This window comes from Reyranella sp. GW821-FHT14A01, from assembly GCF_058803965.1.
This window is the reverse complement of sequence record NZ_JBXAPM010000027.1, coordinates 22,288-48,936: the sequence shown is the minus strand read 5'-3', so window position 1 is coordinate 48,936 and position 26,649 is coordinate 22,288. Positions and strand designations below refer to the sequence as shown.

The following is a 26,649-nucleotide window of genomic DNA, read 5'->3' as shown; positions in this document are numbered from 1 at the left end:
CCCGTGGATCTCAGCTCGCAACACTGTCGCATGACAGTTCAATCTTAATGGTTGCTGAGCGCAGCGAAGGATCCTTAACTCATAAGCTCAGTAGATCGACGGCTCCGCGACCGGCTTGCCGAACTCGGTCTCGAGGAAGTCGAAGTCGCAGCCTTCGTTCGCCTGCTTGATGTGCCTGGTGAACATCCAGCCGTAGCCCCGCTCGTAGCGCGGTTCGGGCTGCTTCCAGGCCGCCTTGCGCCTGGCCAGCTCCTCGTCGGAAACGTTCATGTCGATCGTGCGCTTGTCGACGTCGAGGGAGATCATGTCGCCGGTCTTCACCAGGGCAAGCGGGCCGCCGATATAGGATTCCGGCGAGACGTGCAGGATGCAGGCGCCGTAGCTGGTGCCGCTCATGCGGCTGTCGGAGAGCCGCACCATGTCGCGTACGCCCTGCTTCACCAGCTTGGTCGGGATCGGCAGCATGCCCCATTCCGGCATGCCCGGCCCGCCCTGGGGTCCCGCATTGCGCAGGATCAGCACCGTGTCCTCGGTGACGTCGAGATCTTCGCGGTCGATCGCGGCCTTCATCGACGGATAGTCGTCGAACACCAGCGCCGGACCGGTGTGCTTCAGGAACTTCGGCGCACAGGCGCTCGGCTTGATGACGCAGCCATCGGGCGCGAGGTTGCCCTTGAGGACCGCAAGTGCTCCTTCCTTGTAGATCGGGTTGGCGACGGTGCGGATCACGTCGTCGTTGTAGATCTCCGCGCCCTTCACGTTCTCGCCCAGCGTCTTGCCGGTCACGGTGAGCGCATCGAGATGCAGGTGATCGCGGATCTGCTCGATCAGGCCCGGCAGGCCGCCGGCATAGAAGAAGTCCTCCATCAGATACTTGTCGCCGCTCGGCCGGATGTTGGCGATCACCGGCACCTTGCGGCTGGCGCGCTCGAAATCGTCGAGGCCGATCTTCTGGCCGGCACGCCGCGCCAGCGCGATCAGGTGGATGATGGCGTTGGTCGAGCAGCCGACCGCCATCGCCACGGTGATGGCATTGAGGAACGCCTCGTGCGTCAGGATCTTCCTGGGCGTCAGGTCTTCCCAGACCATGTCGACGATGCGCCGGCCGCATTCGGAGGCCATGCGGATGTGGTTGGCGTCGGCCGCCGGGATCGACGAGGCGCCGGGCAGCGACATGCCGAGCGTCTCGGCCATCGCCATCATTGTGGCCGCGGTGCCCATGGTCATGCAGGTGCCGTAGCTGCGCGCGATGCCGGCCTCGACATCGACCCAGTCTTTGTCCGAGATTTCGCCGGCGCGGCGCTCGTCCCAGTATTTCCAGGCATCGGAGCCCGAGCCTAAGGTCTTGCCCTTCCAGTTGCCGCGCAGCATCGGCCCGGCGGGGAGATAGATCGTCGGCAGGCCCATGCTGATCGCGCCCAGCAGCAGCGCCGGCGTGGTCTTGTCGCAACCGCCCATCAGCACGACGCCATCCACGGGATGCCCGCGCAGAAGCTCCTCGGCGTCCATCGCCAGCAGGTTGCGATAGAGCATGGTCGTGGGCTTCAGCAGGCTCTCCGACAGCGACAGCGCCGGCAGCTCGATGGGGAAACCGCCGGCCTGCAGCACACCGCGCTTCACGTCGTCGACGCGCGTCTTGAAATGCATGTGGCAGGGCTGGGCATCGGACCAGGTGTTGAGGATGGCGATGACCGGCTTGCCGGCCCACTCCTCGGGCGCGTAGCCCATCTGCATCGCGCGCGAGCGATGGCCGAAGGCGCGTAGATCGTCGGGCGCGAACCAGCGCGCGCTGCGCAGTTGGTCGGGAGTTTTGTTCTTTGGCTTGCTGTCCGGCATGGCTTGTTCCTCCGCGCCGGACGCGACCACATTCAAGCAACCGTGGTCAAGCGGCAGGAAGAGGCTTGCTCATGTAGACCGTGACGCCGAGCGAAGAGGTCTCCTCCCGGTCGAGGCGGTAGCCGAAGGCGAGGTAGAGCAGCACGTTCGCCTCGAACATCTTGTTCGTATAGAGCCGCACCTCCGCGTAGCCGAGCTCCCGAGCCACTTGTTCAGCATGGGTCAGCAGATACCGGCCGAGGCCGTGCCCCTGGAAGGCGGGCGCGACGGCCACATTCTCGATCACCAGGTGATCGCCCTTGTCGATCGTTTCGATGAGCGCCGCGAGGCCACCGTCGAGAAAGGCAAGATCGATGCGATGCTCGCGCACCGCCTCGTCATAATCGGCGCGCATCGGCAGCGGTTCGCGGCCGATCAGGGGCACCCACTTGGCATAGGCTTCGCGCGTGAGCGTGCGAACGGCGGCGGCATCGTCCGCCACCGCGCGCCGCAGCGCCGGTGTCTCGTCCATGGGAAGTGGCTTCAGCCGACCGTCAGGCCCGTCGTCTCGTCGACGCCGGTCTTGAGGTTGATGCACTGCACCGCCGCACCCGACGCGCCCTTGCCGAGATTGTCGAGCGAGGCCACGGCCAGCACGTTGCCGTCGGCATCGTTGCCGTAGACCGCGAGCTCCAGCGTGTTGGTATTGATCAGCCGGTCGGCCCGCAGGAACCGGTCACGCTCCAGCCACGAGCGGTCGGCGAGCGGCCGCACCGGCACGAAGGTCTCGCCGGCATAGTAGTCGCTCAGCACCTGGTGCACGTCCTTGGCCGTCACCTGCTTCGTCGTGATGTCGCGCGTGATCGGCACGGTGATCAGCATGCCCTGGGCATAGTGGCCGACCGACGGCACGAACAGCGGCGCGTGGCTGAGGCCGGAATACTTCTTCATCTCCGGCACATGCTTGTGCGTGAGCTCGAGCCCGTAGAGGCCGAACGGCTCGACGCCGGGCTGCTCATGGACCGCGATCAGTTCCTTGCCGCCGCCGGTGTAGCCCGACACGCCGAACACGGCGGGCGTCGAATCGGCCCGCACGATGCCGGCATCGACCAGCGGCCGCAGCAGCGCGATGGCGCCGGTCGGGTAACAGCCGGGATTGCTGATCCGGTTGGAGGCGAGCAGCTTCTGGCGCTGGTCCTTGGCGAGCTCCGGAAAGCCGTAGGTCCAGCCGTCGGCCACGCGATAGGCCGTCGAGGCGTCGATCACGACCGTGTCGGAATCATCGATCGCCGCGACCAGCTCCTTGGCCGCCGCATCGGGCAGGCAGAGCACGGTGATGTCGGAGGCCTTGGCGATCTCGGCGCGCTTGCCCAGATCCTTGCGGTCGGCCATCGGCAGTTCGAGCAGCTCGATGTCCGCCCGGTCCTTGAGCCGGTCGAGGATCTGCAGGCCGGTGGTGCCGTGCTGGCCGTCGATGAAAATCTTCGTCTTGTTGCTGGTCATGGTCTTCTCTCTCGATGCGGGGCCTTCAGGGAAACGGCCGACTGGAGAAGGAAGGATGGAAGCCGCTTCGTCTCTCCAGCGGCTTCACGATACGGCGCTTTTGTTACGCGCGCGTTCTCTTACCGCTTTTGTGAGCGGCGACGTCGCGACCGGAGGAGGGCGAGCGAAATCATGATCGGGCGGATATTTCATCGGGGGCCGCCTGTGTCAAGATGCCGGGAACACGCCAGGTTTGATTATTGCAGTTTGGAGACAAGCCATGAGCCAGTCCCCCGCCAGCTCCCCTCACCCCGAAGGTCTCTCCATGCTGGAGAAGCGCCGCATCGAGGCCGAGATCCTGAAGGAGGTCTACGAGACCCTGAAGGCCAGCCACGGCGTCGAGGTCGCGAAGAAGACGATCGAGGAGTCCGTCCGCCGGTCCGCCATCGAGCAGGCCCGCCAGTTCGCCGCCTCGGTGCCCGGCGGCACGTCGCTCAAGTCGTTCCAGGACATCCAGCATCTTTGGACCGCGGGCGGCTCGCTGCAGATCGACGTCAAGGAGCAGACCGCCGACACCTTCACCTTCAACGTCGTGCGCTGCCAGTACGCCGAGACCTACAAGGCGATGGGCCTGGGCGAGATCGGCGCCCTCCTCTCCTGCAACCGCGACGGCGCCTTCTGCGAAGGCTACGACCCCAAGCTCAAGCTCGAGCGCACCCAGACGATCATGCAGGGCGCCAGCCACTGCAATTTCAAATACACGTATGAGAGTTAAGGATCCCTCGCTGCGCTCGGGATGACACCTACCTTGAGGCAACGCACAGCGCCAATTCCAGCACCGGTGTCATCCTGAGCGCAGCGAAGGATCCTTCTCTTCGCTGCGCTCCACGACAAAGTTAGTTCAAGAACTCCGCCACGACGATGTGGCCGTCCTTGGCGGGCCAGGTGCGCGTGGGGATGGTCTCGTTGTTGAACACGGCCATCACGGTGCGCGTCGGCGCGGCGTCGAAGGTGAGGCGGCCCGTCGAGACGCCGGGCACGCCATCGTTGATGCCGGGCGGCACCTTGCCGTCGAGCGAGAACTTGTCGCGGCCGACGCCGAAATAGCCGCGCGGCCGGCTCATAATCGTGACCGCGCCGGCGCCCTCGTCGGCCTTGGCGAAGGGCTGTGGCCGCAGATGCACCACGTCGCTCGAGCGCAGGAACGGCGAGCGGTAGGTGTGCGTCGTCGGCAGGCCCTGCATGTGCAGCACGAACTCGTAACAGGCGTCGGCGCGGCCGACGAAGGGCCCCCACACGCCGTCCTCGCCGGTGGTCTTGCGGTGCAACGCCACCGCGCTCTTGCGCTCGCCGGTCTTCGGGTCGACCTCGAAGATCTCGACCTCGGCGCCGGCGGCGGTGATGTTGGTGTAGGAACCGTCGGCCATGCCGGTCACCTTGCCGTTCAGGATCGGCAGCGGCTCCTGGGCGATGAACATGCTGCCCGGCGGCTTGCCGGTGATGTGCTCGAACATCGCGGCGAAGGCCAGCTTGTGGAACGCGACCTCGCGGTGGTCGAGCCCGTCCAGCACCACGTTGCGCGCGCCGCGCAGCTCGGAGGCGTCGTAGCCGACGCCGGTCGGCTTGCCCGGCGCGCCGATGAAGCGGCCGTCGGGCTGGGAATACTTGTCGTTGTGGTCCGACCGGATGGCCATCATCTCGACGCCGGGGACCAGGTCGTTGGGACCGTCGTTGAGGCCCTTGAGGAACGGGAAGGCGCCGTTGAACTCGCTGCCGACCATCAGGGACTCGGAGTTCACGATCCCCTTGTTGGGTGTGCCGCACAGCACCGCATGGCTCACCATGTCGGCGCCCCCGTTCTTCAGCATCGAACGGATGGCGTTGCCGCCGCGCGAGGAGCCGACCAGCGCCACCTTGCGGCGGCGTGTGGCCTTCAGGACCTGCACCACGAAGGATGTCAGCTCCTTCATCTGGTCCTCGGCTGAGGACCGGCCCGGCTGCGGCTTGGAATCGTCGCTGCGGGCGTTCGGATAGACGAAGTCGATGGCGAAGAGCTGGTTGCGCTTATAGCCGTTGGCCTCGAAACGCCACAGGGTGTTGATCCAGAGCGCGCTCGAATCGCCGTTGCCGTGCACGAACACGACCGGCGGTGGCCCGGCCTCGGGCTGCGGGCGACGCGGCCCCGGCTGGGCGAAAGCAAGTGTCGGCCATAGCATGGCAGCGCCGCCGAGCAGTGCGCGGCGGGTCGGGCCTTTCTTCGAGGACCTCTGGCCCTTGCTCATCACTCCCCCAGACATACTTCCCCATGTTGGCAAATGCCGGACACCGGCGCTACGCTTGCCATATGTCCATTTGTTTCGTCGACAGCCCGGTCGGCCGATTGGCGCTCGAAGCGGATCACGACGCCGTGACCTCGCTTCGCTGGGCCAGCGCCGGCGAACGCACACGCGATCCTTCGTCGACTCCCGTCCTCGAGGAGGCGATGCACCAGCTCGATCGCTACTTCAAGGGCAAGCTCAAGCGCTTCGACCTGCCGCTCGCCGCGCGCGGCACCGATTTTCAGAAGAGCGTCTGGAAGATGATGTGCGAGATCCCCTTCGGCGGCACCGCGACCTATGGCGGCATGGCGATGGCCCTGGGCTCCGGCCCGCGCGCCGTCGGCATGGCCTGCGGGCGCAATCCCATCCCCATCATCGTGCCCTGCCATCGCGTCCTGGGCAGCGGCGGCAAGGAAGGCGGCTTCTCCGGTGGCAAGGGCCTGCCGACCAAGCGCCAGCTCCTGGCGCTCGAAGGCGTCGTGCTTCTTTAATTTCTCTGTCGTTGCGTCGGCCGGACGCCCCGGCTACGGAGGCGTGATGCGCGTGCTGATCACCCGGCCGGAACGCGAGGCGACCCCGCTGGCGACGGCGCTCGCCGAGCACGGTCACGTCCCCGTCATCGCTCCGTTGTTCCGTCTGGAAATCCTGCGCCCCGGCGCCGACTTCGTTGCGGACCTCGCAGCCTGCCAGGCCGTGCTGCTGAGCAGCGCCAATGGCGCGCGGGCCTTGGCCGAAGCCAGCGAACAGCGCGGCAAGCCCATCCTCGCCGTCGGCGACACGACCGCTACGACCGCCGAGGGGTTGGGCTTCGCCTCCGTGACCTCGGCGAGCGGCGACGGCGACGCCCTCGCGGACCTCGTGCGCCAGCGTCTCGATCCCAAGGCCGGGCCGCTGCTCCACGTGTCCGGCGTCGACATCGCCCAGGATTTCGCCGCCTCCCTCGCCGCCGACGGTTTCGAGGTGCGCCGCGCGGCGCTCTACGATGCACGCGAGGAAACCGAGTTGCCGGACTCGGCGCGAGCCGCCATCCAGGCACGTGCACTCGATGCCGCGATGTTCTTCTCGCCGCGCGCCTCGGCGCTTTTCGCCCGGCTGGTCCAGGAGGCCGGGCTTTCCGCTTCCCTGTCGGACGTCACCGCCATCGCCATCAGCCCTGCGGCGCTCCAGCCCTTGAGTGCCCTGCCGTTCAAGGCGACGGTGGCGGCGGCACGCCCGACCCGCCAGTCCGTGCTGGACGAGATCGACCGGCTGCCTGCCCCAGGGGCGGCCGTGGAAGGACCGAGCAACATGAGCGACACACCTTCTTCTTCCGACACGATTGCTCCACCTGTGGAGCAATCCGTGGCACCGCCGCCCGTCCCGGTCCGCCGCGGCCTCGGCGTGATCGGTGCCTTCATCGTCGGCGTGTTCGCTGCCTGCCTGGTCCTGACCGGCGCCCTGATCTCTCTGCCCTACTGGCCGGCCGACATTCGCGCGCTGTGGCAGGGCCAGGGGGCGGCTGCCGTCCCGCCGGCACCGGGCATCGATCTTCAGCAGGTGCGCCAGGATGCGGCCGCCGTCGCCAATGCCTCGGTAGAGGCGGCCAGGCGCGAGATCTCGGCGCGGCTCGACGACCTCGACAAGCGTGTGCGTGCCGCCTCGGCCGCCGCGGCGGAGCGGCCCAGCGGCTCCGGCAGCAGCGGACCCGATCCCGCGATCGCCGAATTGCGCAACAAGGTCGAAGCGCTGGAAGGCCGCGCCGCCGGTGCAGCCACGCCTGCGCCGGCACCGGCAGCACCGGCTCCCAATCCGGAACAGGAGAAGGAACTCGCGACCCTGCGGCTCGAGATCGCCACGATGCGCAACACCGTGCAGACGATCGACCAGACGATCGCCACGCAGCGCGACCAGACGAAGTTGCTGGCCGAGGCGGTCGACAAGGCGCGCGGCGAGGCGAGCGCGCGGAATGCCGGCGAGCAAAAGGCGATGAGCGCCGCGCGCGCCTCCGGCCTCATCGGCATCGCGGCACGCTTGAGCGCGGCCGTCGAATCCGGCCTGCCCTTCGCCACCGACCTCGCCCTGCTGACGCCGCTGGCCCAGGGCGACGCCAAGCTCACCGAGAGCGCCAACACCCTGCAGGCCTATGCGCAGAACGGCGTGGCCTCGCGGCCGGCCCTGGTGGCGGAGTTCCCCGCCGTCGCCAAGGCCGCCCTGGCCGACGATCTGGCCGACGATTCGTTCGGCGAGCGGCTGCTCGGCAAGTTGCGCGGCCTGGTCTCGCTGCGCCGCGTCGGCAACGATGTCGAAGGCGACGGCACCGAGGCCAAGCTGGCGCGGGCCGAAGCCGCCCTCGACGCCGGCGACCTTCCCAAGGCGGTCGCACTGGTGAAGACGCTGCCGCCGCAGACATCGAAGGCGACCGCCGGCTGGCTGTCGCGCGCCGAGGCCCATCTCGCGGCCAAGCAGGCGGCCGACCAGATCTCGGCGCAGGCCGTCACCCTGCTCGGCTCGGCCCGGTAGGTCCTGCGATGACGATGCTGCGCACCATCATCTGGTTCGTCTTCGCCATCGTGGCGATGCTGGGCGCGGTGTGGCTGGCCGAACGGCCGGGCTCCGTCACCGCCGAGTTCCGCGGCTGGCGGCTCGACACCAGCGTCGGCGTGCTGATGATCTCCGTGCTGGTGCTGATCCTGGTCAGCATCGGCGGATGGCTGCTCTATCGCTGGATCGTCGGCGCGCCGGGCGCGCTGCTCGAAGGCTGGGGCGAGAGCCGCCGCCGTCGCGGCTATCGCGAGCTGACGCAAGGGCTCGCCGCCGTCGCCGCGGGCGATGGCGTCGAAGCGCAGAAGCACGCGCGCAAGGCCGAGCAGCTCCTGTCCGATCCGTCGCTCACGCTTCTGCTGTCGGCGCAGGCCGCCCAGCTCAACGGCGACCGCGACGGCGCCCGGCGCGCCTTCAACGCCATGCTGGACGACGAGCAGATGGCCTTCCTCGGCCTGCGCGGCCTGATCGGCCAGTCGCTGCGCGACGGCGACCAGGCGCAGGCGCTCCTCCATGCCGAGCGCGCTTTCAAGCTCAGGCCCCAGACGCCTTGGGTCGTGCATTCGCTGTTCGACATGCAGGCGCAGGTCGGCCAGTGGAAAGCCGCCCAGGAGACGCTGGAATCGGGCATCCGCCGCAAGGTGGTCACGCAGGACAAGGGTCGCACCCTGAAGGCGCTGCTCGAGGTCGAGCGCAGCCGCGAGGCCGAGCGCGAGGGCCACGCGAGCGATGCGCTGGCATTGGCGCGCGAGGCCTTCGGTCTCGCCCCGGAGCGTGTCGCGGTGACCCAGCGCTTTGCCGAGCTGCAACTCAAGGCGGGCGATCCGAAGAAGGCGATGAAGACGATCGAGCGCGGCTGGTCGGCGGCGCCGCATCCCGATCTCGCCTCGCTCTACCTGGAAGCCTCGGGCGAGACCGAAGCGCTGAAGCGGATCGGCGTCGTGCGCCGGCTGGCGCAACAGAATCCCGGCGACATCGAGAGCCATCTGGCGCTGGCGCAGGCGTCGCTCGACGCCGGCCTGTGGGGCGAGGCGCGCCGCCATCTCGACACCGCCGCAGGCACCAACCCGTCGACGCGCGTCTGCCGCCTGATGGCCGAGGTCGAGGAACGCGCGCATTCCGGCCCTGAAAAAGTGCGCGAATGGCTCGGCCGCGCCGCCGATGCGCCGGCCGATCGCGCCTGGCGGTGCACTTCCTGCGGCGCCCATCACGAAGCCTGGCGGCCGGTCTGCGAGAGCTGCGGCGCCTTCGGCACGCTGCAGTGGCGCGCGCCCGGCACCTACGGACACATCCTGCCGCCCGAAGAGGCGCCGGGCGTCGCACTGCCAACGTCGACGCCAGTGTCCAACCTGCCGGTACCGGCCACCAGCAACACGACAAGCTAGAGAACGAGGAAACGCCATGTTCGAGACGACACTTGCGGGCAGCCTGCCCAAGCCGGCCTGGCTCGCCACGCCCAACGTCCTGTGGGCGCCGTGGACGCTGTCGGGAGAGCCGCTGTTCGAGGCCAAGGACGATGCGACCTTCCTCGCCATCCGCCGCCAGGAAGAGGCCGGCCTCGACATCGTGAGCGACGGCGAGCAGGCGCGTCAGCATTTCGTGCACGGCTTCCTGGCCGAGGTCGACGGCGTCGACTTCGACAAGAAGGTCCGCATGGGCATCCGCAACAACCGCTACGACGCCGACTGTCCGACCGTCACCTCGGCACTGACGCGCCGCAAGTTCGTGCACGAGCGCGAGGCGCGCATCGCCCGCGCCGCCACCTCGCGCAAGCTCAAGTTCACCCTGCCCGGTCCGATGACGCTGATCGACACCCTGGCCGACGGCTATTACGGTGATCGCGTGAAGATGGCCTTCGCCTTCGCCGAGCTGCTGAACCAGGAAGCCAAGGATCTCGAAGCGCTCGGCGTCGACGTCGTGCAGTTCGACGAGCCGGCCTTCAACGTCTACCTCAAGGAGACGGTCGACTGGGGCGTGCCGGCGCTGGAGAAGGCGGCCGAGGGCCTGAAGTGCACCACTGCCGTGCACATCTGCTACGGCTACGGCATCGAGGCCAACATCAAGTGGAAGGAGACGCTGGGCGAGAGCTGGCGCCAGTACGAGGAGACCTTTCCCGCCCTCGATCGCAGCTCGATCCAGCAGGTCTCGCTGGAATGCCGCGAGAGCCACGTGCCGCCCGAGCTGATGAAGCTGCTCAAGACCAAGACCGTCCTGGTCGGCGCCATCGACGTCGCCTCCAACGAGATCGAGACGCCGGAACAGGTGGCCGAGACCTTGAAGCTCGCGACGAAGTTCGTCGATCCCGAACGCATCCAGGCCTGCACCAACTGCGGCATGGCCCCGATGACGCTCGGCGTCGCCTACGGCAAGCTGCGCGCGCTCTCCGAAGGCGCGGCGCTGGCGCGAAGAGCACTGTAGCCCCCTGCGCGGTCTCCATCAGGCAATGCGCGCCCTCGCCGACTTCTTCCATGGCGGATGCCAAGGTCGGCCTCGAACGATCGCGGAGTCCCATGAGCGACGAGAAGTTCAACCGACGGAAGGAGATGATCACCCTGGTAATCGCGATCGCGGCGTTCGGCTTCTCGTTGGCTTCGTTCGTAAGAGAATTCCTCTGGCAATCGTCCAAGCTTCGCTTCACGGTATTGGAAGTCACCGAGGTGCCCGCCGACAAAGATGGCGTTCTCGCCATCAGCATATCGGTTTCAAATCTGGGCAATCGGCCCGCGACAGTTTCGAAGATGGCTTTCTTCGTGTCGATACCCGATGAGGTCGCGCGCGAGTTTCCGCAAGTCGTCCACGATCCAATCGAGTACGTGGATCTGCAAAGCGTCTACAAGGCCACACCCGAAGTCGATTTTTTCAAGGGTCCGTTCGTCATCAGGCCGGGCGAGGCGCTGGTGAAGACCATACCGGCGAACTACTCGGTTTGGTCGTTCAGGATTCCCAGGAATGCTTCGCTGTTCCTCAAGGCAGGATTCAACCTCGAAGTCATTGGTTATACGGGTGAGCGCGCCCACGCCCAGTTCGAGGATGGCAAGGTCACTGTGAAGACGACCTTGTCTGACGTCGAGCTTGGAGGATGGGGGGCTCCGGTGCGGCCGTTCGATGTAAGCCCGTAGGCAGCGGGCCTGGTCAACTCGACCTGGACTGAGCCTTCAGGCGGGCGCGCAGGGTATAGAGTACCTCGAGAGCGTCGCGGGGTGTGAGCTCGTCGGGATTGAGGGCGGCCACCGCCTTCTCGACCTCTGACTCGCGCGCCTTGACCTCCTTGCGCGCCGGCGCCGCGGCGAACAGCGGTAGGTCATCGGCGAGGCGAGCCACCGCGCCGGACTGCTCGCCTTTCTCCAGCACGGCCAGCACTTCCTCGGCGCGGGTCACGACGGCGGCGGGCAGGCCCGCAAGCTGGGCCACGTGGATGCCGTAGGAGCGGTCGGCGGCGCCGGGCGCGACCTCGTGCAGGAACACGACCTCGTTCTGCCATTCCTTGACGCGCATCGTGTAGGGCGCGAGTGCGGACAGCCGCTCCTTCAGCGCGCCCAGCTCGTGATAGTGTGTGGCGAATAGCGCGCGGCATTTGTTGACGTCGTGCAGATGCTCGAGCGTCGCCCAGGCGATCGACAGGCCGTCGAAGGTCGCGGTGCCGCGGCCGATCTCGTCGAGGATGACCAAACTACGCGCTGTCGCCTGGTTCAGGATCGCCGCCGTCTCGACCATCTCGACCATGAAGGTCGAGCGGCCGCGCGCCAGGTCGTCGGCGGCACCGACGCGGCTGAACAGGCGGTCGACGATGCCGATGGTGGCCGTCTTCGCCGGCACGAAGGCGCCGGCCTGCGCCATCACCGCGATCAGCGCGTTCTGGCGCAGGAAGGTCGATTTACCAGCCATGTTGGGGCCGGTCAGCAGCCACAGGCGACGGTCGGTGCCCAGCGCGCAGTCGTTGGGCACGAAGCCCGCGCCATTCTGGCGCGCCAGTGCCGCCTCGACGACCGGATGGCGGCCGCCCTCGATCGCGAAGGCCGGATCGTCGGCGAGCACGGGCCGCACGTAATTGCTGCTGGCCGCCAGCTCGGCAAGGGCCGAGGCGACGTCGAGCCACGCCAGCGCGCGCCCTGCCGCGGCGATCGAGGTCGACACGGCCATTACCTTGGCGACCAGCTCCTCGAACACGGCGAGTTCCAGCGCCAGCGCCTGGTCGGCGGCGCGGCCGATGCGGGTTTCGAGATCGGCCAGCTCCGCGGTGCTGAAGCGCGTGGCGTTCGACATGGATTGCCGGCGCGTAAAACCCAGCGCCGCCAGGTCGAGCTTGTCGGCGTGCGTCGCCGTCACCTCGATATGGTAGCCGATCATGTTGTTGTGCCGGATCTTGAGCGACGGCACGCCCGTGGAAGTCCGGTACTTGGCTTCGAGGCCGGCCACGGTCTTGCGGCTGTCGTCGCGCAGGGTGCGCTGCTCGTCGAGCTCGGGCCGGTAGCCCTGGCGCACGAAGCCGCCGTCGCGCACCAAGAGCGGCGGCTCGTCGGCCAGCGCCTCGGCCAAGGCGTCCACGGTGATGCCATGGTCCGAGCAGCACATGACGATTTCGGCGAGCGGCGCCGGCGGCGGCAACAGCGCCTCGGGCTCGGCGCGCAGCGATTGGGCCAGCGCTTCGCCGGAAGCGAGACCGTCGCGCAGGGCGGCGAGGTCGCGCGGGCCGCCGCGGCCGACCGACAGCCGCTGCAGGGCGCGCTCGATGTCGGGCGTGCGCCGCAGCGCCTCGCGCACCCGCTCGCGCACGGCGGGCCGCTCGACGAAGAGCTGCACCAGGTCGAGCCGGCGCTCGATCTCGGCACGATCGGTCAAGGGTGCTGCGATACGCTCGGCCAGCAGACGCGCGCCGGGCCCCGTCAGGGTGCGGTCGATGGTGGCCAGCAGGCTGCCGTCGCGCCGTCCGTCCAAGCTCTTCACCAGCTCGAGGTTGCGCCGCGTCGCCGGATCGATCTCCATCGTGCCGTCGGCGCGCTCGCGGCGCGGCGGCACCAGGGCCGGGCGCTTGCCGGCTTGGGTCAGCTCCACATAGTCGAGCAGCGCCCCGCAGGCGGCGACCTCGGCCCGCGAGAAATCGCCGAAACTCTCCAGCGCCGCGACGTTGAAGGCCTGGAGCAGGCGCTTGCGGGCATTGTCGCTGTCGAACCGCGCCGAAGGCAGCGGCGTCAGGACGGAATTCCACTCCTCCAGCACGGTCTTGAGCGGCTCGCGCGCCAGCAGCCGGTCGGGCACCAGCAGCTCGCCCGGCGCCAGCCGTGCCAGCGCGGCGGCAACCTGCCCGGGCAGCAGCGGCTGGGTCGCGAAATCGGCGGTCGAGAGATCGAGCCAGGCCAGCGCCAGGTCGCCCTGCGCCTCGGAGAGGGCGGCGAGGTAATTATGGCTGCGCGCATCGAGCAGGGAGTCTTCGGTCAAGGTGCCCGGCGTGATGACGCGGACCACGGCACGCTCGACCACCGACTTGGCGCCGCGCTTCTTCGCCTCGGCCGGATCCTCGACCTGCTCGCAGACCGCCACCTTGAAGCTCTGGCGGATCAGGCGCGACAGGTAGGCCTCATGGCTGTGCACCGGCACGCCGCACATCTTGATGTCTTCGCCGAGATGCTGGCCGCGCTTGGTGAGCGCGATGTCGAGCGCCGCCGACGCCTTCACCGCATCGTCGAAGAACAGCTCGTAGAAATCGCCCATCCGGTAGAAGACCAGATGATCCGGATGCGCCGCCTTGATCGTCAGGTACTGGCGCATCATCGGCGTGGCGTCGGCGGGAATGGTGGAACTGTCCAGCACTAGAAGATTCCTCGGGAGGGGTTCCGTCTAGCACACGCCGCAGAGCGATCCATGTGGACGAGAGGTGGACGATATTGGGCACGGAAGTTGCGCTGCTGCAGCGCGGGATGGCTGTCTGGTCCTAGCGGCCGATTATCGCCAATATGCGCCCTCAACTGGGAGAGAAATTCAAATGGCGGGCAAGAGCTCGGAAGAAATGGTCAGCAATCAGATGGGTGATCTCGACGGCGACTCGCTGATCATGCATCGCTCGGGTCGGCCCGGCAAAATCGAGATCATCGCCAGCAAGCCGCTGGTCACCCAGCGCGACCTGGCGCTGGCCTACTCGCCGGGCGTCGCGGCGCCCTGCCTCGCGATCGAGAAGGACCCCGCCACCGCCTACGACTATACGATCAAGGGCAACCTGGTGGCCGTGATCTCCAACGGCACGGCGGTGCTGGGCCTGGGCGACATCGGGGCGCTGGCCGGCAAGCCGGTGATGGAGGGCAAGGCCGTCCTCTTCAAGCGCTTCGCCGACGTCGACTGCATCGACCTCGAAGTCGACACCAAGGACGTCGACCAGTTCGTGAACTGCGTGCGCTATCTCGGGCCGACCTTCGGCGGCATCAACCTCGAGGACATCAAGGCGCCGGAGTGCTTCATCATCGAGCAGCGCCTGCGCGAGCTGATGAACATCCCGATCTTCCACGACGACCAGCACGGCACGGCGATCGTTTCCGCCGCCGGCCTGATCAACGCGCTGCATCTCACCGGGCGCGACATCAAGGACATCAAGATGGTGGTGAACGGCGCGGGTGCCGCGTCGATCGCCTGCATCGAGCTCGTGAAGGCCATGGGCATGCCGCACGAGAACGCCATCCTGTGCGACACCAAGGGCGTGATCTACCAGGGCCGCACCGAGGGCATGAACCAGTGGAAGAGTGCCCACGCGGTGCGCACCAAGGCCCGCACGCTGGAAGAAGCGATGAAGGGCGCCGACGTGTTCTTCGGCCTCTCGGTCAAGGGCGCGGTCACCAAGGAGATGGTGAAATCGATGGCGGCCAAGCCGATCATCTTCGCCATGGCCAACCCCGATCCGGAGATCACGCCGGAAGACGTGCGCGCCGCCCGCGGCGACGCGATCGTCGCCACCGGCCGTTCGGACTACGCCAACCAGATCAACAACGTGCTGGGCTTCCCCTACATCTTCCGCGGCGCGCTCGACGTGCGCGCCACAACGATCAACGAGGAGATGAAGGTCGCCGCCGCCGAGGCGCTGGCCAAGCTCGCCCGCGAGGACGTGCCCGACGAAGTCGACCGCGCCTATTCCGGCCGGCGCCTGCGCTACGGACCGGAATACATCGTGCCGGTGCCGTTCGATCCGCGCCTGATCGTCGAGGTCTCCGCCGCCGTGGCGAAGGCTGCGATGAAGTCCGGTGTCGCCCAGAAGCAGATCACCGACATGGCGGAGTACAAGCGCAGCCTCTCGGGCCGCCTCGATCCGACCAGCCACTTCCTGCAGAGCCTGTTCGAGCAGGTGAAGGCCAATCCGCAGCGCATCGTCTTCGCCGAGGGCGAGGAGGAGCGCACCATCCGCGCCGCCGTGATGTTCCGCGACAATGGCTACGGCACGCCGATCCTGATCGGCCGCGAGGAGCAGGTGCGCGAGACCATGAAATCGCTCGGCATCAACGACTCGTCGGGCATGGAAATCCACAATGCGCGGCTGTCGACCAAGAACGCGCCCTATACCGACCTGGTCTACAAGCGCCTGCAGCGCGACGGTTACCTGCACCGCGACGTGCAGCGCATGGTCAACCAGGGCCGCAACGTGTTCGGCGCCTGCATGGTGGCGATGGGCGATGCCGATGGCATGGTGACCGGCATCACGCGGCGCTTCCCCGAGTGCTATGCCGACGTGAAGCGCGTGATCAACATCGAGGTCGGCAAGGTGCCGATGGGCTATTCCATCGTCGTCTCGCGCCAGGGCACGGTGTTCCTCGCCGACACCTCGATCAACGAGACGCCGACGCCGGAGCAGCTCGCCATCATCGCCAAGCAGATGGTGAAGAACGCCCGCATGATGGGCCACGAGCCGCGGGTCGCCTTCATGAGCTTCTCGAACTTCGGCAGCCGCGAGATCGAACGGGTCGACCGCATCCGCAAGGCGATCCGCCTGCTCGACGCCGAGGAGGTCGACTTCGAGTATGACGGCGAGATGCAGGCCGACATGGCGCTCGACTTCGAGCTCCTGAAGTCGACCTACCCGTTCACGCGCCTCACCGGCCCGGCCAACATCCTGATCATGCCGGGCCTGCACTCCGCCCACATCTCCTCGCGGCTGATGCAGTCTCTGGGCGGCGTCACGGTGATCGGCCCGGTGATCGACGGTCTCTCCAAGCCGGTGCAGATCGTGCAGATGGGTGCGACCGTCAGCGATCTCGTCAACCACGCGGCGCTCGCGGCCTACGGAGCGCTCGTCGCACGGCGATAGGGAGAACGCACGGTGAGCCTTGAAACCTGGTGGCTCTATCTCGGCGCCGTCGTGCTGATCTCCTGCACGCCGGGGCCGAACGTGCTCTATGTGACGACGCGCAGCATCCGCTTCGGCCTGCGCCCGGCCTTCATCGGCGTGGCCGGCTGCCTCACGGCCCTGGTGCTGATGCTGACGGGCTCGGTCGCGGGCCTCAGCGCCCTGCTGCTGGCGCTGCCCGGCGCCTTCGACGTGCTCAAGATCGCGGGGGCCGCCTACCTCGTCTATCTCGGCGTCCAGGTCTGGCGCGAGCCGGTCGCCGAAGAAGCGCCGCCGCCCTCGACCGGCGTGTCGGGCGCGGCGCTGTATCGCGACGGCTTCCTGGTCGGCATCAGCAACCCGAAGCTGCTGGTCTTCGCTGCGGCCTTCTTCCCGCAGTTCATCGACCCCACACGCGCCTGGGGGCCGCAATTCGCGCTGATGGTCGCGACCTTCCTGGGCGTCGAGCTGTTCTTCTATTCGATCTACGCGCTATCGGGCCGCAAGCTCGCGGACCGGCTGATGCACGGGATCTGGCGCCGCTGGCTCAATCGCGTCAGCGGCGCCGTGTTCGTGGGCTTCGGCGTCGCCCTGCTGCGCTTCAAGCCCTGAAGCCTCTGTCATCCCGAGCGCAGCGAGGGACCTTTAGCAGCCTCCAATCAAAGGTCCCTCGCTGCGCTCGGGATGACAAGGTGCGGGTGGCGACGTTCGCACGTCGTATGGTCTGGCGATCCAGGCTCCTTACGATACCTTCACCACCGTGAGCCGGTGCTTGCGGCCGTCGCGGGCCGTCCAGGCGATCGACTGGCCGACGGCGAGACCGATCAGCGCCGCGCCGACCGGCGTCATCACCGAGAGCTTGTGGGCGTCGCTGTCCTCGTCGACGGGATAGACCAGCGTCTCGGTGAGCTCGTGCTGCTCGCCCTCGGTGCCGGCGTCGGAGCGGAAGGTCACGGTCGAGCCCATGCGCACGACATCGGCGGGCACCTTGTCCGCGCTCACCACCTTGGCGCGATCCATCTCCGACAGAAGCTCCTCGGCGACTTCCGGCAGCCGCTCCAGCGACGCCGTGGCGAGGTCGGTCAGGCGGTCGTAGTCGGCCTCGCTGACGACGATGTTGGGGACGGAACGGTTACGTGCAACGGCGGGCATCGCGGATGCTCCTGCATGGCTGAAGACAAATTGGAATTGACCGGTGATCGCAGACAAAGGCGATCGAGTGCCCCGATGCCGGGACACAAAGGCCGGCTCGGGGACTACGCTTCCGCGATCGGATGGTTCCGTCGCGGCCGTTGGGAAAGGGGACCCAGGAAGTTCATGACGAGGAGTTAAGCCCTCGCCGCGCCGGCTTTCAAGCCGCTTTGCGGGCCCGCTGGGCGAGGTAGACCTGCAGGTGTGCATAGGCCATGCGCAGGTTCGGCGTGGCGATGCCGGCCTTCCTGGCGCGGGCGATCATGTCGCCCACGATATGGTCGGCCTCGACCATCCCGCCCTTCTCCAGGTCGTGCAGCATCGAGGCGGTGAACTTCGAGCCTTTCACGGTGAGGAACGAGCGGATGGTCTTGAGACCCTTCTCGCCGGGATCGTGGCCGGCGGCGGCGCCGACCTGACGGCCTTCCTCGACCGTCTCCAGCACGATCGCCATTCCTTCGTCGGCTTCGAGGACGTCGCCCGAGGAGCCGCGCATCAGGCAGCAGGTCGCCGCCAGGGTGCACAGCATGATCCACTTGTCCCAGAGATCCTGGACGATGTTGGCGTTCAGGCCGCCATCGATGCCCGATGCCTTGATCGCGGCGTCGAGCTCGACCAGTGCCGGGCGCGCGGGCTTCCCGTCGCGCTCACCGAACGAGATCACGGCGAAGGGGCTGGTGTGCAGGATATGGCCTTGGCCATCCATGGCGACACCGACTCGCGCCAGACCGCCCACGACCTTCTCGGCACCAAAACGGGCATCGAGCGCATCGAGATGGCGCATGCCATTCAGCAGCGGCACGATCGTGGTGCCGGCGCCGACCGCCGGCGCAATTGCGTCCATCGCCGAGTCGAGATCGTAGGCCTTGCAGGTCAGCACGACGACGTCATACGGGCCGCCTTCGCTGCCCTTCGTGACGCTCTTCACCTTCTGGGTGATGTCGCCCTTGGTGCTCTTGATCACCAGCCCGTCGCGCTGCAGCGCCTCGTTGCGCTTCTCACGCACGAGGAAGGTCACGTCGGCGCCGCTCTGGTGCAGGCGTCCGCCGACATAGCCGCCGATCGCGCCGGCGCCGAGGATCAGGATCTTCATATCAGGCCTCTACTTCAGAGCGCCGCGGGCGCGGCGGGCTTCGTATGTCTGCAGGTGGGCATAGGCGTATCGCAGGTTGGGCGCCGCGATGCCGTGCTTGCGCGCACGCGCGAGCATGTCGCCGACGATCTGCTTGCCCTCGGCCGCGCCGCCCTTCTCCATGTCGCCCAGGATCGAGGCCACGGCCTTGGAGCCCTTGGCCGTCAGCATGCCCTTCAGGTTGGCGACCACCTTGTCGCTCGGCGCCTGGCCCTCGGCCACGGCGACCTTGCGGCTCTCTTCCAGTGACTCGGCCACGATCGCCGCGCCGTCCTCGCTCTCCATGATGTCGCCGATCGTGCCGCGCATCGAGGCGCACATGCCCGCGATGGTCGAGAGCATGATCCACTTGTCCCAGAGATCCTGGTTGATGTTGTCGTTGAGGCCACCGTCGATGCCGGCCTTCTTGCAGGCCGCGTCGAGCTCGACCAGCGCCTTGCGCGCGGGCTTGCCGTCACGCTCGCCGAACGACACGCCCGAGGCGCCGCTGTGCAGGATCTCGCCGTTGGGGCCCAGCATCCCGGAGATGCGGGCGAGCCCGCCGCCCACGCGCGCCGCGCCGAACTTGCCGTCGAGGGTGGCGAAGTGGGCGTGACCGTTCAGCATCGGCACGATGACGGTGTCGGGCCCGACCGCCGGTGCGATCGACTCCATCGCGGACTCGAGGTCATAGGCCTTGCAGGCCAGCACGACGACGTCATAGGGGCCGCCTTCGATGGCTCCATTGGGGCCCTTGGTCACGACCTTGACCGGCACGACCGCGTCGCCCTTCGGGCTCTTCACGACGAGGCCGTCCTTGCGCACCTTCTCGGCGCGCTTCTCGCGCAGCAGGAAGGTGGTGTCGATGCCGGCCTGCGTGAGACGCGCGCCCCAATAGCCGCCGACCGCGCCGGCGCCGAGAATCAGGATCTTCACTTCTTGATGTTCCTTTCGGTCAGCCAGTCGTCGAGCCACGTGGCGAGGTCGTCGGTCTGGTGATGGATGTGGCTGAGATCGGTGTCGGCCGCGCGCTTCACGCTCTCGTCGGTGCGGATCCACACCGTGCGCATGCCGATGTCGGCGGCGGGCTTCAGGTTGACCGAGATGTCGTCGGCGAAGGCGGCGCGGGTCGGATCGACGCCGTGCTTCTTCACCAGCGAGTCGTAGATCTGCGGATGGGGCTTCGGCCAATATTCGCCCGCGGCGATGTCGAAGATCGCCTCGAAATGATGCGCCACGCCCAGCCGCTCCATCACGCGCTCGGCGTGCGGCACGTCGCCGGCGGTGAAGATGATCTTGCGGCCCGGCAGCGCGCGCAGCGAGGCTTCGAGCCCGGGATTGGCCTCGACCGGCGAATAGTCGATGTCGTGGACGTAATCGAGATAGTGCGTGGGGTTCACGCCGTGCAGGGTCATCATCCCGCGCATCGAGGTGCCGTGGTCGCGCCAGTACTGCTTCTGCACGACCCGCGCCTCTTCCGGCGTGACTTTCAGCCAGTCGGCAATGTAGCGCCCGATGCGCACGTCGATCTGGGAGAACAGGTTGCAGCGCGACGGGTAGAGCGTGTTGTCGAGGTCGAACAGCCACACGTCCGGATCGTGCGCCGGGGGAGCATATTTGGGTGCCATTGGACGCTTGGATTACCGGCCAGCCGTGCGCTTGTCGAGCCGGCGGACTATAAGGGGAACAATGGATATCCTCTCGATTGCCCTCCTCGCCGCCGTCGTCCTACTGGTCCTCGTGCTGGTCGTCGTCCTGATGCGCCAGGGCGGCGGCAACCGCGAGGCCGAACAGCGGATGCAGCAGCAGCTTGCCCTGGCGCTGAGCCAGCAGGCCGAGACCGTGCAGCGGGTCGAGAAGTCGTTGCGCGAGCAGGAGCAGGCGCTGGGCAAGGTCGTCGCCGAGCGGCTCGACCGCACCGAGAAGGCCACAGGCCAGATCGTCACCGACCTGCGCGAGCGGCTGATCCGCATCGACGAGGCGCAGAAGAAGATCGGCGAGCTGTCGACCCAGGTCGTCAGCCTGCAGGAAGTCCTGTCCAACAAGCAGGCGCGCGGCGCCTTCGGCGAGGTCCAGCTCAACGACCTGGTGCAGAGCGCGCTACCGCCCTCGGCCTATGACTTCCAGGTGACGCTCTCGACCGGCGTGCGCGCCGACTGCCTGCTGAAACTGCCCAACCCGCCCGGCTCGATCGCCATCGACGCCAAATTCCCGCTGGAAAGTTACAGCCTCCTGCGCGCCGTGCCGGCGGGCGACGCGGCGGGTCTCCTGACCGCGCAGCGCGCCTTCCAGCAGGCGATCCGCAAGCATATCGGCGACATCCGGGCCAAGTACATCGTGCCCGGCGAGACCGCCGAATCGGCGCTGATGTTCCTGCCCTCGGAAGCCGTCTACGGCGAGCTGCACGCCAACTTCACGGGCCTCGTGGAGGAATCCTACAAGGCTCGCGTCTGGATCGTCTCGCCCACGACCATGATGGCGACGCTGAACACGGTGCGCGCCGTGCTGAAGGACGTGCGCATGCGCGAGCAGGCGGGCGAGATCCAGAAGATGGTCGGCTTGATCCTGGGCGACGTGAAGCGGCTCGACGACCGGGTCGACAATCTCAAGAAGCACTTCGCCCAGACCGAGAAGGACCTGCGCGAGATCGACACCTCGACGACGGCGATCACCCGCCGCGGTGAACGCATCCTCGCTGTCGACCTCGGCGAGGAGCTGACGGCGCTGCCGCCGAAGGTCTAGCGGGCTGATCCATTAACGGTACGAGAATACCTGATTCAGGAATCGCCCTTTTTCGATTCGTCTGATTCGTTTGTTTCGTTTATTTCGTTTGTTCGCTCCCAACCGCCAGCCTTGCGCGCTCCGGTCGAGAGGACGGGCTATTAGCCCCAGGGACCGCGACGCGGGGTCTGCGGCGCGGGGTTGGCCCACGGGCCGCTTCGGGATGCCGACGAGGCTTGCGGGCGCGGCTGGGCGTAGCTCTGCCCGCCCATCGCCTGCAGACGCGCGATGCGTTCCTCCATCGGCGGGTGGGTCGAGAACAGGCTCGACAGGCCGCCGGCCAGGGCGAGCGGATTGGCGATGTACATGTGCGCGGTCGCCGGATTGCGCTCGGCCGCCTCGTTGTGGATCTGCTGCGTGCCGGCGTGGAGCTTGGCCAACGCCGAGGCGAGCCATTGCGGCTGACCGCAGATCTCCGCGCCCATGCGGTCGGCCTCGTATTCGCGGCCGCGGCTGATCGCCATCTGCACCAGCATGGCGGCCATCGGCGCCAGGATCATCGCGGCGATGGCGACGATCGGATTGACCAGCGGCCGGCCCTCGGAATCGCGACCGCCGCCCATCAGGCCGCCGAAGCTCGCCAGCATGCCGATGGCGCCCGACAGGGTCGCAGCCACGGTCATGATCAGCGTGTCGCGGTGGCGGACATGGGCCAGCTCGTGCGCCATCACACCGGCGACTTCCTCGCGGCTCAAATTGCGCAGCAGGCCGGTGGTCGCGGCCACGGCGGCATGCTCGGGGTCGCGGCCGGTCGCAAAGGCGTTCGGCTGGTCCTCGTCGATCAGGTAGACGCGCGGCATCGGCAGGCCGGCGCGCTGCACCAGCTCGTGGACGATGTTGAACAGCTCCGGCGCGTTTTCCGGCCCGACTTCCTGGGCATTGGCCATGCGCAGGACCATCTGATCGCTGTTCCAGTAGGCAAATACGTTCATGCCCAAGGCCACGACGAGGGCGATGACGAGGCCGGTCTGGCCTCCCATGAGATAGCCGGCCACCAGGAAGAAACCCGTCAGCGCGGCGAGCAGGAGGGCGGTTTTGAAGTAATTCATGGCGGTTAAGTTGGTGTGCAAAAGTGGCGAATCAAGGAATGGGCAGGCATCATGGCGCCATGACCGAACCCACCAAACCCACCCCGCCGGAGCCAGCCAAGGCCGACACGCCCGCGCCGGTTCCTCCTGAAAAGCCGAAGAAGGTCGAGGAGATCGGCGGCCCGCCCGGTCCCGAGCCCACGCGCTACGGCGACTGGCAGTTCAACGGGAAGGTGACAGACTTCTGAAAGAAGTCTGTCATCCCGAGCGCAGCGAGGGATCCTTCACTGGCACGAAGACTGCCTCACGGTGCTCGACATGAAGAACTTCGAGTGACCCCATGAACAATGCCGACATCTTCCACCCCAGCTTCAAGGCACAGCCCTGGTGGTGGGAGGCGTGGACGCCCAACAACGCACTGAGCGTCGATCCGCCGGCGAAGACCGACGTGGTGATCGTGGGCGCGGGCTATGGCGGCCTCTCGACGGCGCTGGAACTGCGGCGCAACAGCATCGACTGCGTCGTGCTGGAGCGCGGCGTGTTCGGCATCGGCGCCTCGACGCGCAATGGCGGCATGCTCTCGGGCGGCACCAACATCGCCAAGGGGCTGGGCGGCAAGAACCCCAAGGTCGAGGCCGAGTTCGAGGCGAACAAGGCGGCGTTCCTGGGGAGCGGCGCCGATTCGCTGCAGACGCTGATCGACATCATCCATCGCGAGAAGATCGATTGCGGCCTGATCACCAACGGCCGCTTCACCGGCGCCTGGACGCCCAAGCACTACGACGACCAGGCGCGCAAGGTCGAGATGTTCAACAAGTACGCCAATGTCGGCGCCGAGATGATCCCGCGCGAGCGGGTGCGCGAGATGATGGCGTCGGACTATTACTACGGCGGCATGTACGTCCGGAGCGGCGGCAACCTCCATCCCGCGCGCTACTACAAGGGCCTGCTCGAAGCGGCGCACGGCCAGGGCGCGGTCCTGTGCGGCAACGTCGAGGCCGAGCGCATCGAGAAGACCGGCAGCGGCTGGCGCGTGCTGACCGCCAAGGGCCCGATCGCCTGCAGAGAAGTCGTGATCGCGACCAATGGCTACACGGGCGACCTGACGCCCAAGCTGAAGATGCGCGTCGTGCCCGTGGCGAGCCACATCATCGCCACCGAAGAGCTGCCAATGCCGGCGACGGACCTGATCCCGATGCAGCGCTCGATCGGCGACACCAAGCGGGTGCTGACCTATTACCGACCCTCGCCCGATGCCAAGCACATGATCTTCGGCGGCCGTGCGCGCTTCACGGCGGCGCCGCCAGAAGTGAGCGCGCCGATCCTGTACCAGTACATGATCGACCGCTTCCCGCAGCTGAAGGGCGTCCGCATCACCCATGCCTGGACGGGCAACGTCGCCTTCGCGCTCGATTCGATGTCGCACATGGGCCAGGACGACGGCATGCACTATCTGCTCGCCTGCAACGGCAGCGGCGTCGCGATGATGACCTATCTCGGCACGCAGACGGCCAGGAAGATCGCCGGCGGCTCCAACGCGCCGGTCAATGCCTTCGACGGCCGCGAGTTCCCCGAGCACCCGCTCTACAACGGCGATCCCTCGCTCTACCTCCCGCTGATCGGCGCGCTCTACCGCACGCGCGACTGGCTGGATCGCAAGTTCGCCGGCTGACACAGGATTTTGAGACAATGAAGATTGGTATCGTCGGCGCGGGCGCGATCGCGTTTGGAATGGCGGCGTTTCTCGAACAGGCAGGACACGCGGCCACGCTGTGGTCGCCGTCGGGTGAGCGCACCAAGGCCCTGGCTGCGGGCGAGCCGCTGGTCGCCGCCGGCGCCATCGAGGGCACGTTCAAGCCGCGCATCGCCACCAGCGCGGCGGAGGTCGTAACGGACGCCGACGTGATCCTGATCGCCCTGCCGGCCTACGGGCACAAGCACGTCTTCGACGCGATCACGCCGCACATCGCGGCGGCGCAGACCGTGATCGTGAGTTCGCACGCCTCGTTCGGCGCGCTCTATCTCTCGCGCCTGCTCGCCGCGCGCGGCGTCGCGGTCCCGATCATTGCCTGGGGCACGACCTTGCTGAGCGGCCGCCAGACCGGACCGGCAAAGGTGCAGGTCAACACGGTGCGCAAGACGGTCGATCTCGCCACACTTCCCGCCTCGCGCAGTGCAGAAGGTCTCGCCCTCTGCCAGTCGCTGTTCGGCGACCGCTTCGTCGACCGGCAGAGCCTGCTCGCCATCGCGCTCAGCAATCTCAATCCGACGATCCACATGGGCATCGCACTCGGCAACATGACGCGCATGGAACGCGCCGAAGCCTGGGGCCAGGCCGAGAACGTGACGCCCAAGGTCGGCCGCCTGCTGGAGGAACTCGACCGCGAGCGCCTCGCCATCGCCGCCTCGCTCGGACTCGACGTCCGCACGATCTTCCAGCACCTCAACCTGTCGTTCGGCATCCCCATGGGTTCAGCCTCGGAGATGCATCAGGCCATGCACGCCATCGGCAAGGGCGGCGCCGGCCCGACCACCGCCGACAGCCGCTACGTCACCGAGGACGTGCCCTTCGGCCTCGTCCCGACCGCCAAGCTCGGCCGCCTCGCCGGCCATCCCGCGCCTCTGCACGAAGCCGGCGTCGCGATCTTCTCGGCGATGTACGGCCGCGACTTCACGGCCGAGAACGACCTTCTCGCCGCCCTCGACATCGATTCCATCTCCCTGCCGCAGCTTCAAAAGCTGTGCCGCGACGGCTATTCACAACTGTCGTCCTGAGCGCGGCGAAGGACCTAACGGAACGACCAAAGTACTGCGTGGCGAGCGCTAGATCCTTCGCTGCGCTCAGGATGACAAACATGAGCACCGCTACCCTTCCCGTCTCTCTTCCTGTTTCTTTGGCCGACGTCCGCGCCGCCGCGGCGCGCATCAAGGGCGCCGTCGTCCATACGCCCTGCCTGCGCAGCGAGACGCTGTCGCGCATCGCCAAGGCCGATATCTGGGTGAAGTTCGAGAACCTGCAGTTCACCGCCTCCTTCAAGGAGCGCGGCGCGTTGAACACGCTGCTGCAGCTCACCGACGAGGAGCGCCGCCGCGGCGTCATCGCCATGTCGGCCGGCAACCATGCGCAGGGCGTCGCCTATCACGCGGGCCGGCTCGGCATTCCCGCGACCATCGTGATGCCGTCCTTCACGCCCAACAACAAGGTGAAGCACACGCGCGACCATGGCGCGCGGGTCGTGCTGAAGGGCGACACGCTGTCGGAGGCCGCGGCCGAAGCCCATCGCCTGGCCGACGCGGAGAAGCTGGTCTTCGTCCATCCCTACGACGATCCGCGCATCATCGCGGGCCAGGGCACGATCGCGCTGGAGATGATCGAGGACGTGCTCGAACTCGACACCCTGGTCGTGCCGGTGGGCGGCGGCGGCATGCTGGCCGGCTGCGCCGTCGCGGCGCGCGGCCTCAAGCCCGATGTGAAGATGATCGGCGTCGAATCGGCCGGCTACTCGGCCATGCGCCAGCTCCTGGCCGGCGAGGCGGTGACGGTGGGCGGCGACACGATCGCCGAGGGCATCGCCGTGCGCGACATCGGCCATACCCCGCTCGCCATCGCGCGGGCGCTGGTCGACCAGGTGCTGTCGGTCGACGAGGTGGCGATCGAACGCGCCATCGCGCTGTTCCTCGAGGTCGAGAAGACCGTGGCCGAGGGCGCCGGCGCGGCGGGCCTCGCGGCCCTGCTGGCCCATCCCGACGTCTTCACGGGCCGCAAGGTCGGGCTGGTCCTGTGCGGCGGCAACATCGACACCCGCCTGCTGGCTTCCGTCCTGCTGCGCGGCCTGGTCCGCGACGGCCGCATCGTGCGACTGCGCCTGATGATCGGCGACCTGCCGGGCCAGCTCGCCCGCGTGGCCGGCCTGATCGGCGGTGCCGGCGGCAACATCGTGGAAGTGCAGCACCAGCGGCTTTTCGGCAGTGTCGTCGCCAAGTCCACCGAGCTGGATGTCACCGTCGAAACCCGCGACCGCGACCATGCCCGCGAGCTGGTCGCGGCGCTGCAGACCGAGGGCTTCAAGGTCCGCGTCCTGGAGGGCGCGGACGCCTAAATCC

General features: G+C 67.5%; 23 protein-coding genes. 13 read left to right on the top strand and 10 right to left on the bottom strand.

What is annotated here, in order from left to right; all coding sequences use genetic code 11:
• Window positions 1-87 precede the first annotated feature (87 nt).
• The 3 genes from araD to argC are packed head-to-tail and all read right to left on the bottom strand — an operon-like array spanning window position 88 to window position 3,318.
• Window positions 88-1,836 carry an L-arabinonate dehydratase gene (araD, locus tag AC1ROX_RS30300; protein WP_493132439.1) on the bottom strand — a complete coding sequence of 583 codons (1,749 nt, stop codon included), beginning with the start codon at window positions 1,834-1,836 and terminating at the stop codon, window positions 88-90.
• Between the two features lie 46 nt (window positions 1,837-1,882).
• On the bottom strand, window positions 1,883-2,347 hold the full coding sequence (locus tag AC1ROX_RS30295) for a GNAT family N-acetyltransferase (RefSeq protein WP_493132437.1): 465 nt from the start codon (window positions 2,345-2,347) through the stop codon (window positions 1,883-1,885).
• Between the two features lie 11 nt (window positions 2,348-2,358).
• Window positions 2,359-3,318, bottom strand: a complete 960-nt coding sequence (gene argC, locus AC1ROX_RS30290; RefSeq protein WP_493132435.1) for an N-acetyl-gamma-glutamyl-phosphate reductase — start codon at window positions 3,316-3,318, stop codon at window positions 2,359-2,361.
• 259 nt (window positions 3,319-3,577) lie between these two features.
• On the opposite strand from argC, the gene AC1ROX_RS30285 reads away from it, so the two are divergent.
• Entirely contained in the window at window positions 3,578-4,072 is a 495-nt protein-coding gene (locus AC1ROX_RS30285) for an L-2-amino-thiazoline-4-carboxylic acid hydrolase (RefSeq protein WP_493132433.1), read from the top strand.
• Between the two features lie 121 nt (window positions 4,073-4,193).
• Here the strand turns inward: AC1ROX_RS30285 and AC1ROX_RS30280 are convergent, their stop codons facing one another.
• Window positions 4,194-5,579, bottom strand: coding sequence for an alpha/beta fold hydrolase (locus AC1ROX_RS30280; RefSeq protein WP_493132431.1), 1,386 nt, complete (start codon window positions 5,577-5,579; stop codon window positions 4,194-4,196).
• A 62-nt stretch (window positions 5,580-5,641) separates the two neighbouring features.
• Here AC1ROX_RS30280 and AC1ROX_RS30275 point away from each other — a divergent pair, with 62 nt between their 5' ends.
• The 5 genes from AC1ROX_RS30275 (at window position 5,642) to AC1ROX_RS30255 (ending at window position 11,254) form a co-directional block, all read left to right on the top strand.
• Entirely contained in the window at window positions 5,642-6,106 is a 465-nt protein-coding gene (locus tag AC1ROX_RS30275; protein ID WP_493132429.1) for a methylated-DNA--[protein]-cysteine S-methyltransferase, read from the top strand.
• Between the two features lie 46 nt (window positions 6,107-6,152).
• On the top strand, window positions 6,153-8,114 hold the full coding sequence (locus AC1ROX_RS30270; RefSeq protein WP_493132427.1) for a uroporphyrinogen-III synthase: 1,962 nt from the start codon (window positions 6,153-6,155) through the stop codon (window positions 8,112-8,114).
• A gap of 8 nt (window positions 8,115-8,122) precedes the next feature.
• Window positions 8,123-9,520, top strand: a complete 1,398-nt coding sequence (locus tag AC1ROX_RS30265; RefSeq protein WP_493132425.1) for a heme biosynthesis protein HemY — start codon at window positions 8,123-8,125, stop codon at window positions 9,518-9,520.
• A 16-nt stretch (window positions 9,521-9,536) separates the two neighbouring features.
• Complete coding sequence (locus AC1ROX_RS30260) at window positions 9,537-10,553, top strand: methionine synthase (protein ID WP_493132423.1); 1,017 nt, start codon at window positions 9,537-9,539, stop codon at window positions 10,551-10,553.
• A gap of 92 nt (window positions 10,554-10,645) precedes the next feature.
• The gene (locus tag AC1ROX_RS30255) at window positions 10,646-11,254 is read left to right on the top strand and encodes a hypothetical protein (protein ID WP_493132421.1); all 609 of its coding nucleotides are present in this window, start codon (window positions 10,646-10,648) and stop codon (window positions 11,252-11,254) included.
• 13 nt (window positions 11,255-11,267) lie between these two features.
• Here the strand turns inward: AC1ROX_RS30255 and mutS are convergent, their stop codons facing one another.
• On the bottom strand, window positions 11,268-13,904 hold the full coding sequence (gene mutS, locus AC1ROX_RS30250) for a DNA mismatch repair protein MutS (RefSeq protein ID WP_493132441.1): 2,637 nt from the start codon (window positions 13,902-13,904) through the stop codon (window positions 11,268-11,270).
• 211 nt (window positions 13,905-14,115) lie between these two features.
• On the opposite strand from mutS, the gene AC1ROX_RS30245 reads away from it, so the two are divergent.
• Together AC1ROX_RS30245 and AC1ROX_RS30240 are read left to right on the top strand one after the other, a co-directional pair.
• Window positions 14,116-16,416 (top strand): NADP-dependent malic enzyme, encoded by a 2,301-nt coding sequence (locus AC1ROX_RS30245; RefSeq protein ID WP_493132419.1) that lies wholly within the window; start codon window positions 14,116-14,118, stop codon window positions 16,414-16,416.
• A 12-nt stretch (window positions 16,417-16,428) separates the two neighbouring features.
• The gene (locus AC1ROX_RS30240) at window positions 16,429-17,046 is read left to right on the top strand and encodes a LysE family translocator (RefSeq protein ID WP_493132416.1); all 618 of its coding nucleotides are present in this window, start codon (window positions 16,429-16,431) and stop codon (window positions 17,044-17,046) included.
• Between the two features lie 129 nt (window positions 17,047-17,175).
• Here the strand turns inward: AC1ROX_RS30240 and rnk are convergent, their stop codons facing one another.
• The 4 genes from rnk to AC1ROX_RS30220 all read right to left on the bottom strand — a co-directional run bounded on the left by rnk (window position 17,176) and on the right by AC1ROX_RS30220 (window position 20,364).
• On the bottom strand, window positions 17,176-17,586 hold the full coding sequence (gene rnk / locus AC1ROX_RS30235) for a nucleoside diphosphate kinase regulator (RefSeq protein ID WP_493132414.1): 411 nt from the start codon (window positions 17,584-17,586) through the stop codon (window positions 17,176-17,178).
• Between the two features lie 199 nt (window positions 17,587-17,785).
• A complete protein-coding gene (gene panE / locus AC1ROX_RS30230) occupies window positions 17,786-18,718 on the bottom strand; it encodes a 2-dehydropantoate 2-reductase (RefSeq protein ID WP_493132412.1) in 933 nt (310 codons plus the stop codon).
• Window positions 18,719-18,727: 9 nt separating this feature from the next.
• Complete coding sequence (locus AC1ROX_RS30225) at window positions 18,728-19,672, bottom strand: ketopantoate reductase family protein (protein WP_493132410.1); 945 nt, start codon at window positions 19,670-19,672, stop codon at window positions 18,728-18,730.
• On the bottom strand, window positions 19,669-20,364 hold the full coding sequence (locus AC1ROX_RS30220) for a pyrimidine 5'-nucleotidase (protein ID WP_493132408.1): 696 nt from the start codon (window positions 20,362-20,364) through the stop codon (window positions 19,669-19,671). The genes AC1ROX_RS30225 and AC1ROX_RS30220 overlap by 4 nt, the downstream gene beginning before the upstream one ends.
• A gap of 61 nt (window positions 20,365-20,425) precedes the next feature.
• On the opposite strand from AC1ROX_RS30220, the gene AC1ROX_RS30215 reads away from it, so the two are divergent.
• On the top strand, window positions 20,426-21,478 hold the full coding sequence (locus tag AC1ROX_RS30215; protein ID WP_493132406.1) for a DNA recombination protein RmuC: 1,053 nt from the start codon (window positions 20,426-20,428) through the stop codon (window positions 21,476-21,478).
• A gap of 140 nt (window positions 21,479-21,618) precedes the next feature.
• Here AC1ROX_RS30215 and htpX read toward each other — a convergent pair whose 3' ends face one another.
• Window positions 21,619-22,566 carry a zinc metalloprotease HtpX gene (htpX, locus tag AC1ROX_RS30210; protein ID WP_493132404.1) on the bottom strand — a complete coding sequence of 316 codons (948 nt, stop codon included), beginning with the start codon at window positions 22,564-22,566 and terminating at the stop codon, window positions 21,619-21,621.
• Between the two features lie 59 nt (window positions 22,567-22,625).
• On the opposite strand from htpX, the gene AC1ROX_RS30205 reads away from it, so the two are divergent.
• The 4 genes from AC1ROX_RS30205 to AC1ROX_RS30190 all read left to right on the top strand — a co-directional run bounded on the left by AC1ROX_RS30205 (window position 22,626) and on the right by AC1ROX_RS30190 (window position 26,645).
• Complete coding sequence (locus tag AC1ROX_RS30205) at window positions 22,626-22,793, top strand: DUF1674 domain-containing protein (protein ID WP_493132402.1); 168 nt, start codon at window positions 22,626-22,628, stop codon at window positions 22,791-22,793.
• A gap of 92 nt (window positions 22,794-22,885) precedes the next feature.
• Window positions 22,886-24,217: an NAD(P)/FAD-dependent oxidoreductase gene (locus AC1ROX_RS30200; protein ID WP_493132400.1), complete on the top strand. Its 1,332-nt coding sequence runs from the start codon at window positions 22,886-22,888 to the stop codon at window positions 24,215-24,217.
• 17 nt (window positions 24,218-24,234) lie between these two features.
• On the top strand, window positions 24,235-25,320 hold the full coding sequence (locus AC1ROX_RS30195; RefSeq protein WP_493132398.1) for an NAD/NADP octopine/nopaline dehydrogenase family protein: 1,086 nt from the start codon (window positions 24,235-24,237) through the stop codon (window positions 25,318-25,320).
• Window positions 25,321-25,400: 80 nt separating this feature from the next.
• A complete protein-coding gene (locus tag AC1ROX_RS30190) occupies window positions 25,401-26,645 on the top strand; it encodes a threonine ammonia-lyase (RefSeq protein WP_493132396.1) in 1,245 nt (414 codons plus the stop codon).
• The last annotated feature ends 4 nt before the right edge of the window (window positions 26,646-26,649 follow it).

What these genes read in the sequence shown, in the direction of transcription:
- araD (WP_493132439.1), bottom strand. Translation starts at nt 1,836, where the DNA reads ATGCCGGACAGCAAGCCAAAGAACAAAACTCCCGACCAACTGCGCAGC.
- AC1ROX_RS30295 (WP_493132437.1), bottom strand. Translation starts at nt 2,347, where the DNA reads ATGGACGAGACACCGGCGCTGCGGCGCGCGGTGGCGGACGATGCCGCC.
- argC (WP_493132435.1), bottom strand. Translation starts at nt 3,318, where the DNA reads ATGACCAGCAACAAGACGAAGATTTTCATCGACGGCCAGCACGGCACC.
- AC1ROX_RS30285 (WP_493132433.1), top strand. Translation starts at nt 3,578, where the DNA reads ATGAGCCAGTCCCCCGCCAGCTCCCCTCACCCCGAAGGTCTCTCCATG.
- AC1ROX_RS30280 (WP_493132431.1), bottom strand. Translation starts at nt 5,579, where the DNA reads ATGAGCAAGGGCCAGAGGTCCTCGAAGAAAGGCCCGACCCGCCGCGCA.
- AC1ROX_RS30275 (WP_493132429.1), top strand. Translation starts at nt 5,642, where the DNA reads ATGTCCATTTGTTTCGTCGACAGCCCGGTCGGCCGATTGGCGCTCGAA.
- AC1ROX_RS30270 (WP_493132427.1), top strand. Translation starts at nt 6,153, where the DNA reads ATGCGCGTGCTGATCACCCGGCCGGAACGCGAGGCGACCCCGCTGGCG.
- AC1ROX_RS30265 (WP_493132425.1), top strand. Translation starts at nt 8,123, where the DNA reads ATGACGATGCTGCGCACCATCATCTGGTTCGTCTTCGCCATCGTGGCG.
- AC1ROX_RS30260 (WP_493132423.1), top strand. Translation starts at nt 9,537, where the DNA reads ATGTTCGAGACGACACTTGCGGGCAGCCTGCCCAAGCCGGCCTGGCTC.
- AC1ROX_RS30255 (WP_493132421.1), top strand. Translation starts at nt 10,646, where the DNA reads ATGAGCGACGAGAAGTTCAACCGACGGAAGGAGATGATCACCCTGGTA.
- mutS (WP_493132441.1), bottom strand. Translation starts at nt 13,904, where the DNA reads ATGATGCGCCAGTACCTGACGATCAAGGCGGCGCATCCGGATCATCTG.
- AC1ROX_RS30245 (WP_493132419.1), top strand. Translation starts at nt 14,116, where the DNA reads ATGGCGGGCAAGAGCTCGGAAGAAATGGTCAGCAATCAGATGGGTGAT.
- rnk (WP_493132414.1), bottom strand. Translation starts at nt 17,586, where the DNA reads ATGCCCGCCGTTGCACGTAACCGTTCCGTCCCCAACATCGTCGTCAGC.
- panE (WP_493132412.1), bottom strand. Translation starts at nt 18,718, where the DNA reads ATGAAGATCCTGATCCTCGGCGCCGGCGCGATCGGCGGCTATGTCGGC.
- AC1ROX_RS30220 (WP_493132408.1), bottom strand. Translation starts at nt 20,364, where the DNA reads ATGGCACCCAAATATGCTCCCCCGGCGCACGATCCGGACGTGTGGCTG.
- AC1ROX_RS30215 (WP_493132406.1), top strand. Translation starts at nt 20,426, where the DNA reads ATGGATATCCTCTCGATTGCCCTCCTCGCCGCCGTCGTCCTACTGGTC.
- htpX (WP_493132404.1), bottom strand. Translation starts at nt 22,566, where the DNA reads ATGAATTACTTCAAAACCGCCCTCCTGCTCGCCGCGCTGACGGGTTTC.
- AC1ROX_RS30205 (WP_493132402.1), top strand. Translation starts at nt 22,626, where the DNA reads ATGACCGAACCCACCAAACCCACCCCGCCGGAGCCAGCCAAGGCCGAC.
- AC1ROX_RS30200 (WP_493132400.1), top strand. Translation starts at nt 22,886, where the DNA reads ATGAACAATGCCGACATCTTCCACCCCAGCTTCAAGGCACAGCCCTGG.
- AC1ROX_RS30195 (WP_493132398.1), top strand. Translation starts at nt 24,235, where the DNA reads ATGAAGATTGGTATCGTCGGCGCGGGCGCGATCGCGTTTGGAATGGCG.
- AC1ROX_RS30190 (WP_493132396.1), top strand. Translation starts at nt 25,401, where the DNA reads ATGAGCACCGCTACCCTTCCCGTCTCTCTTCCTGTTTCTTTGGCCGAC.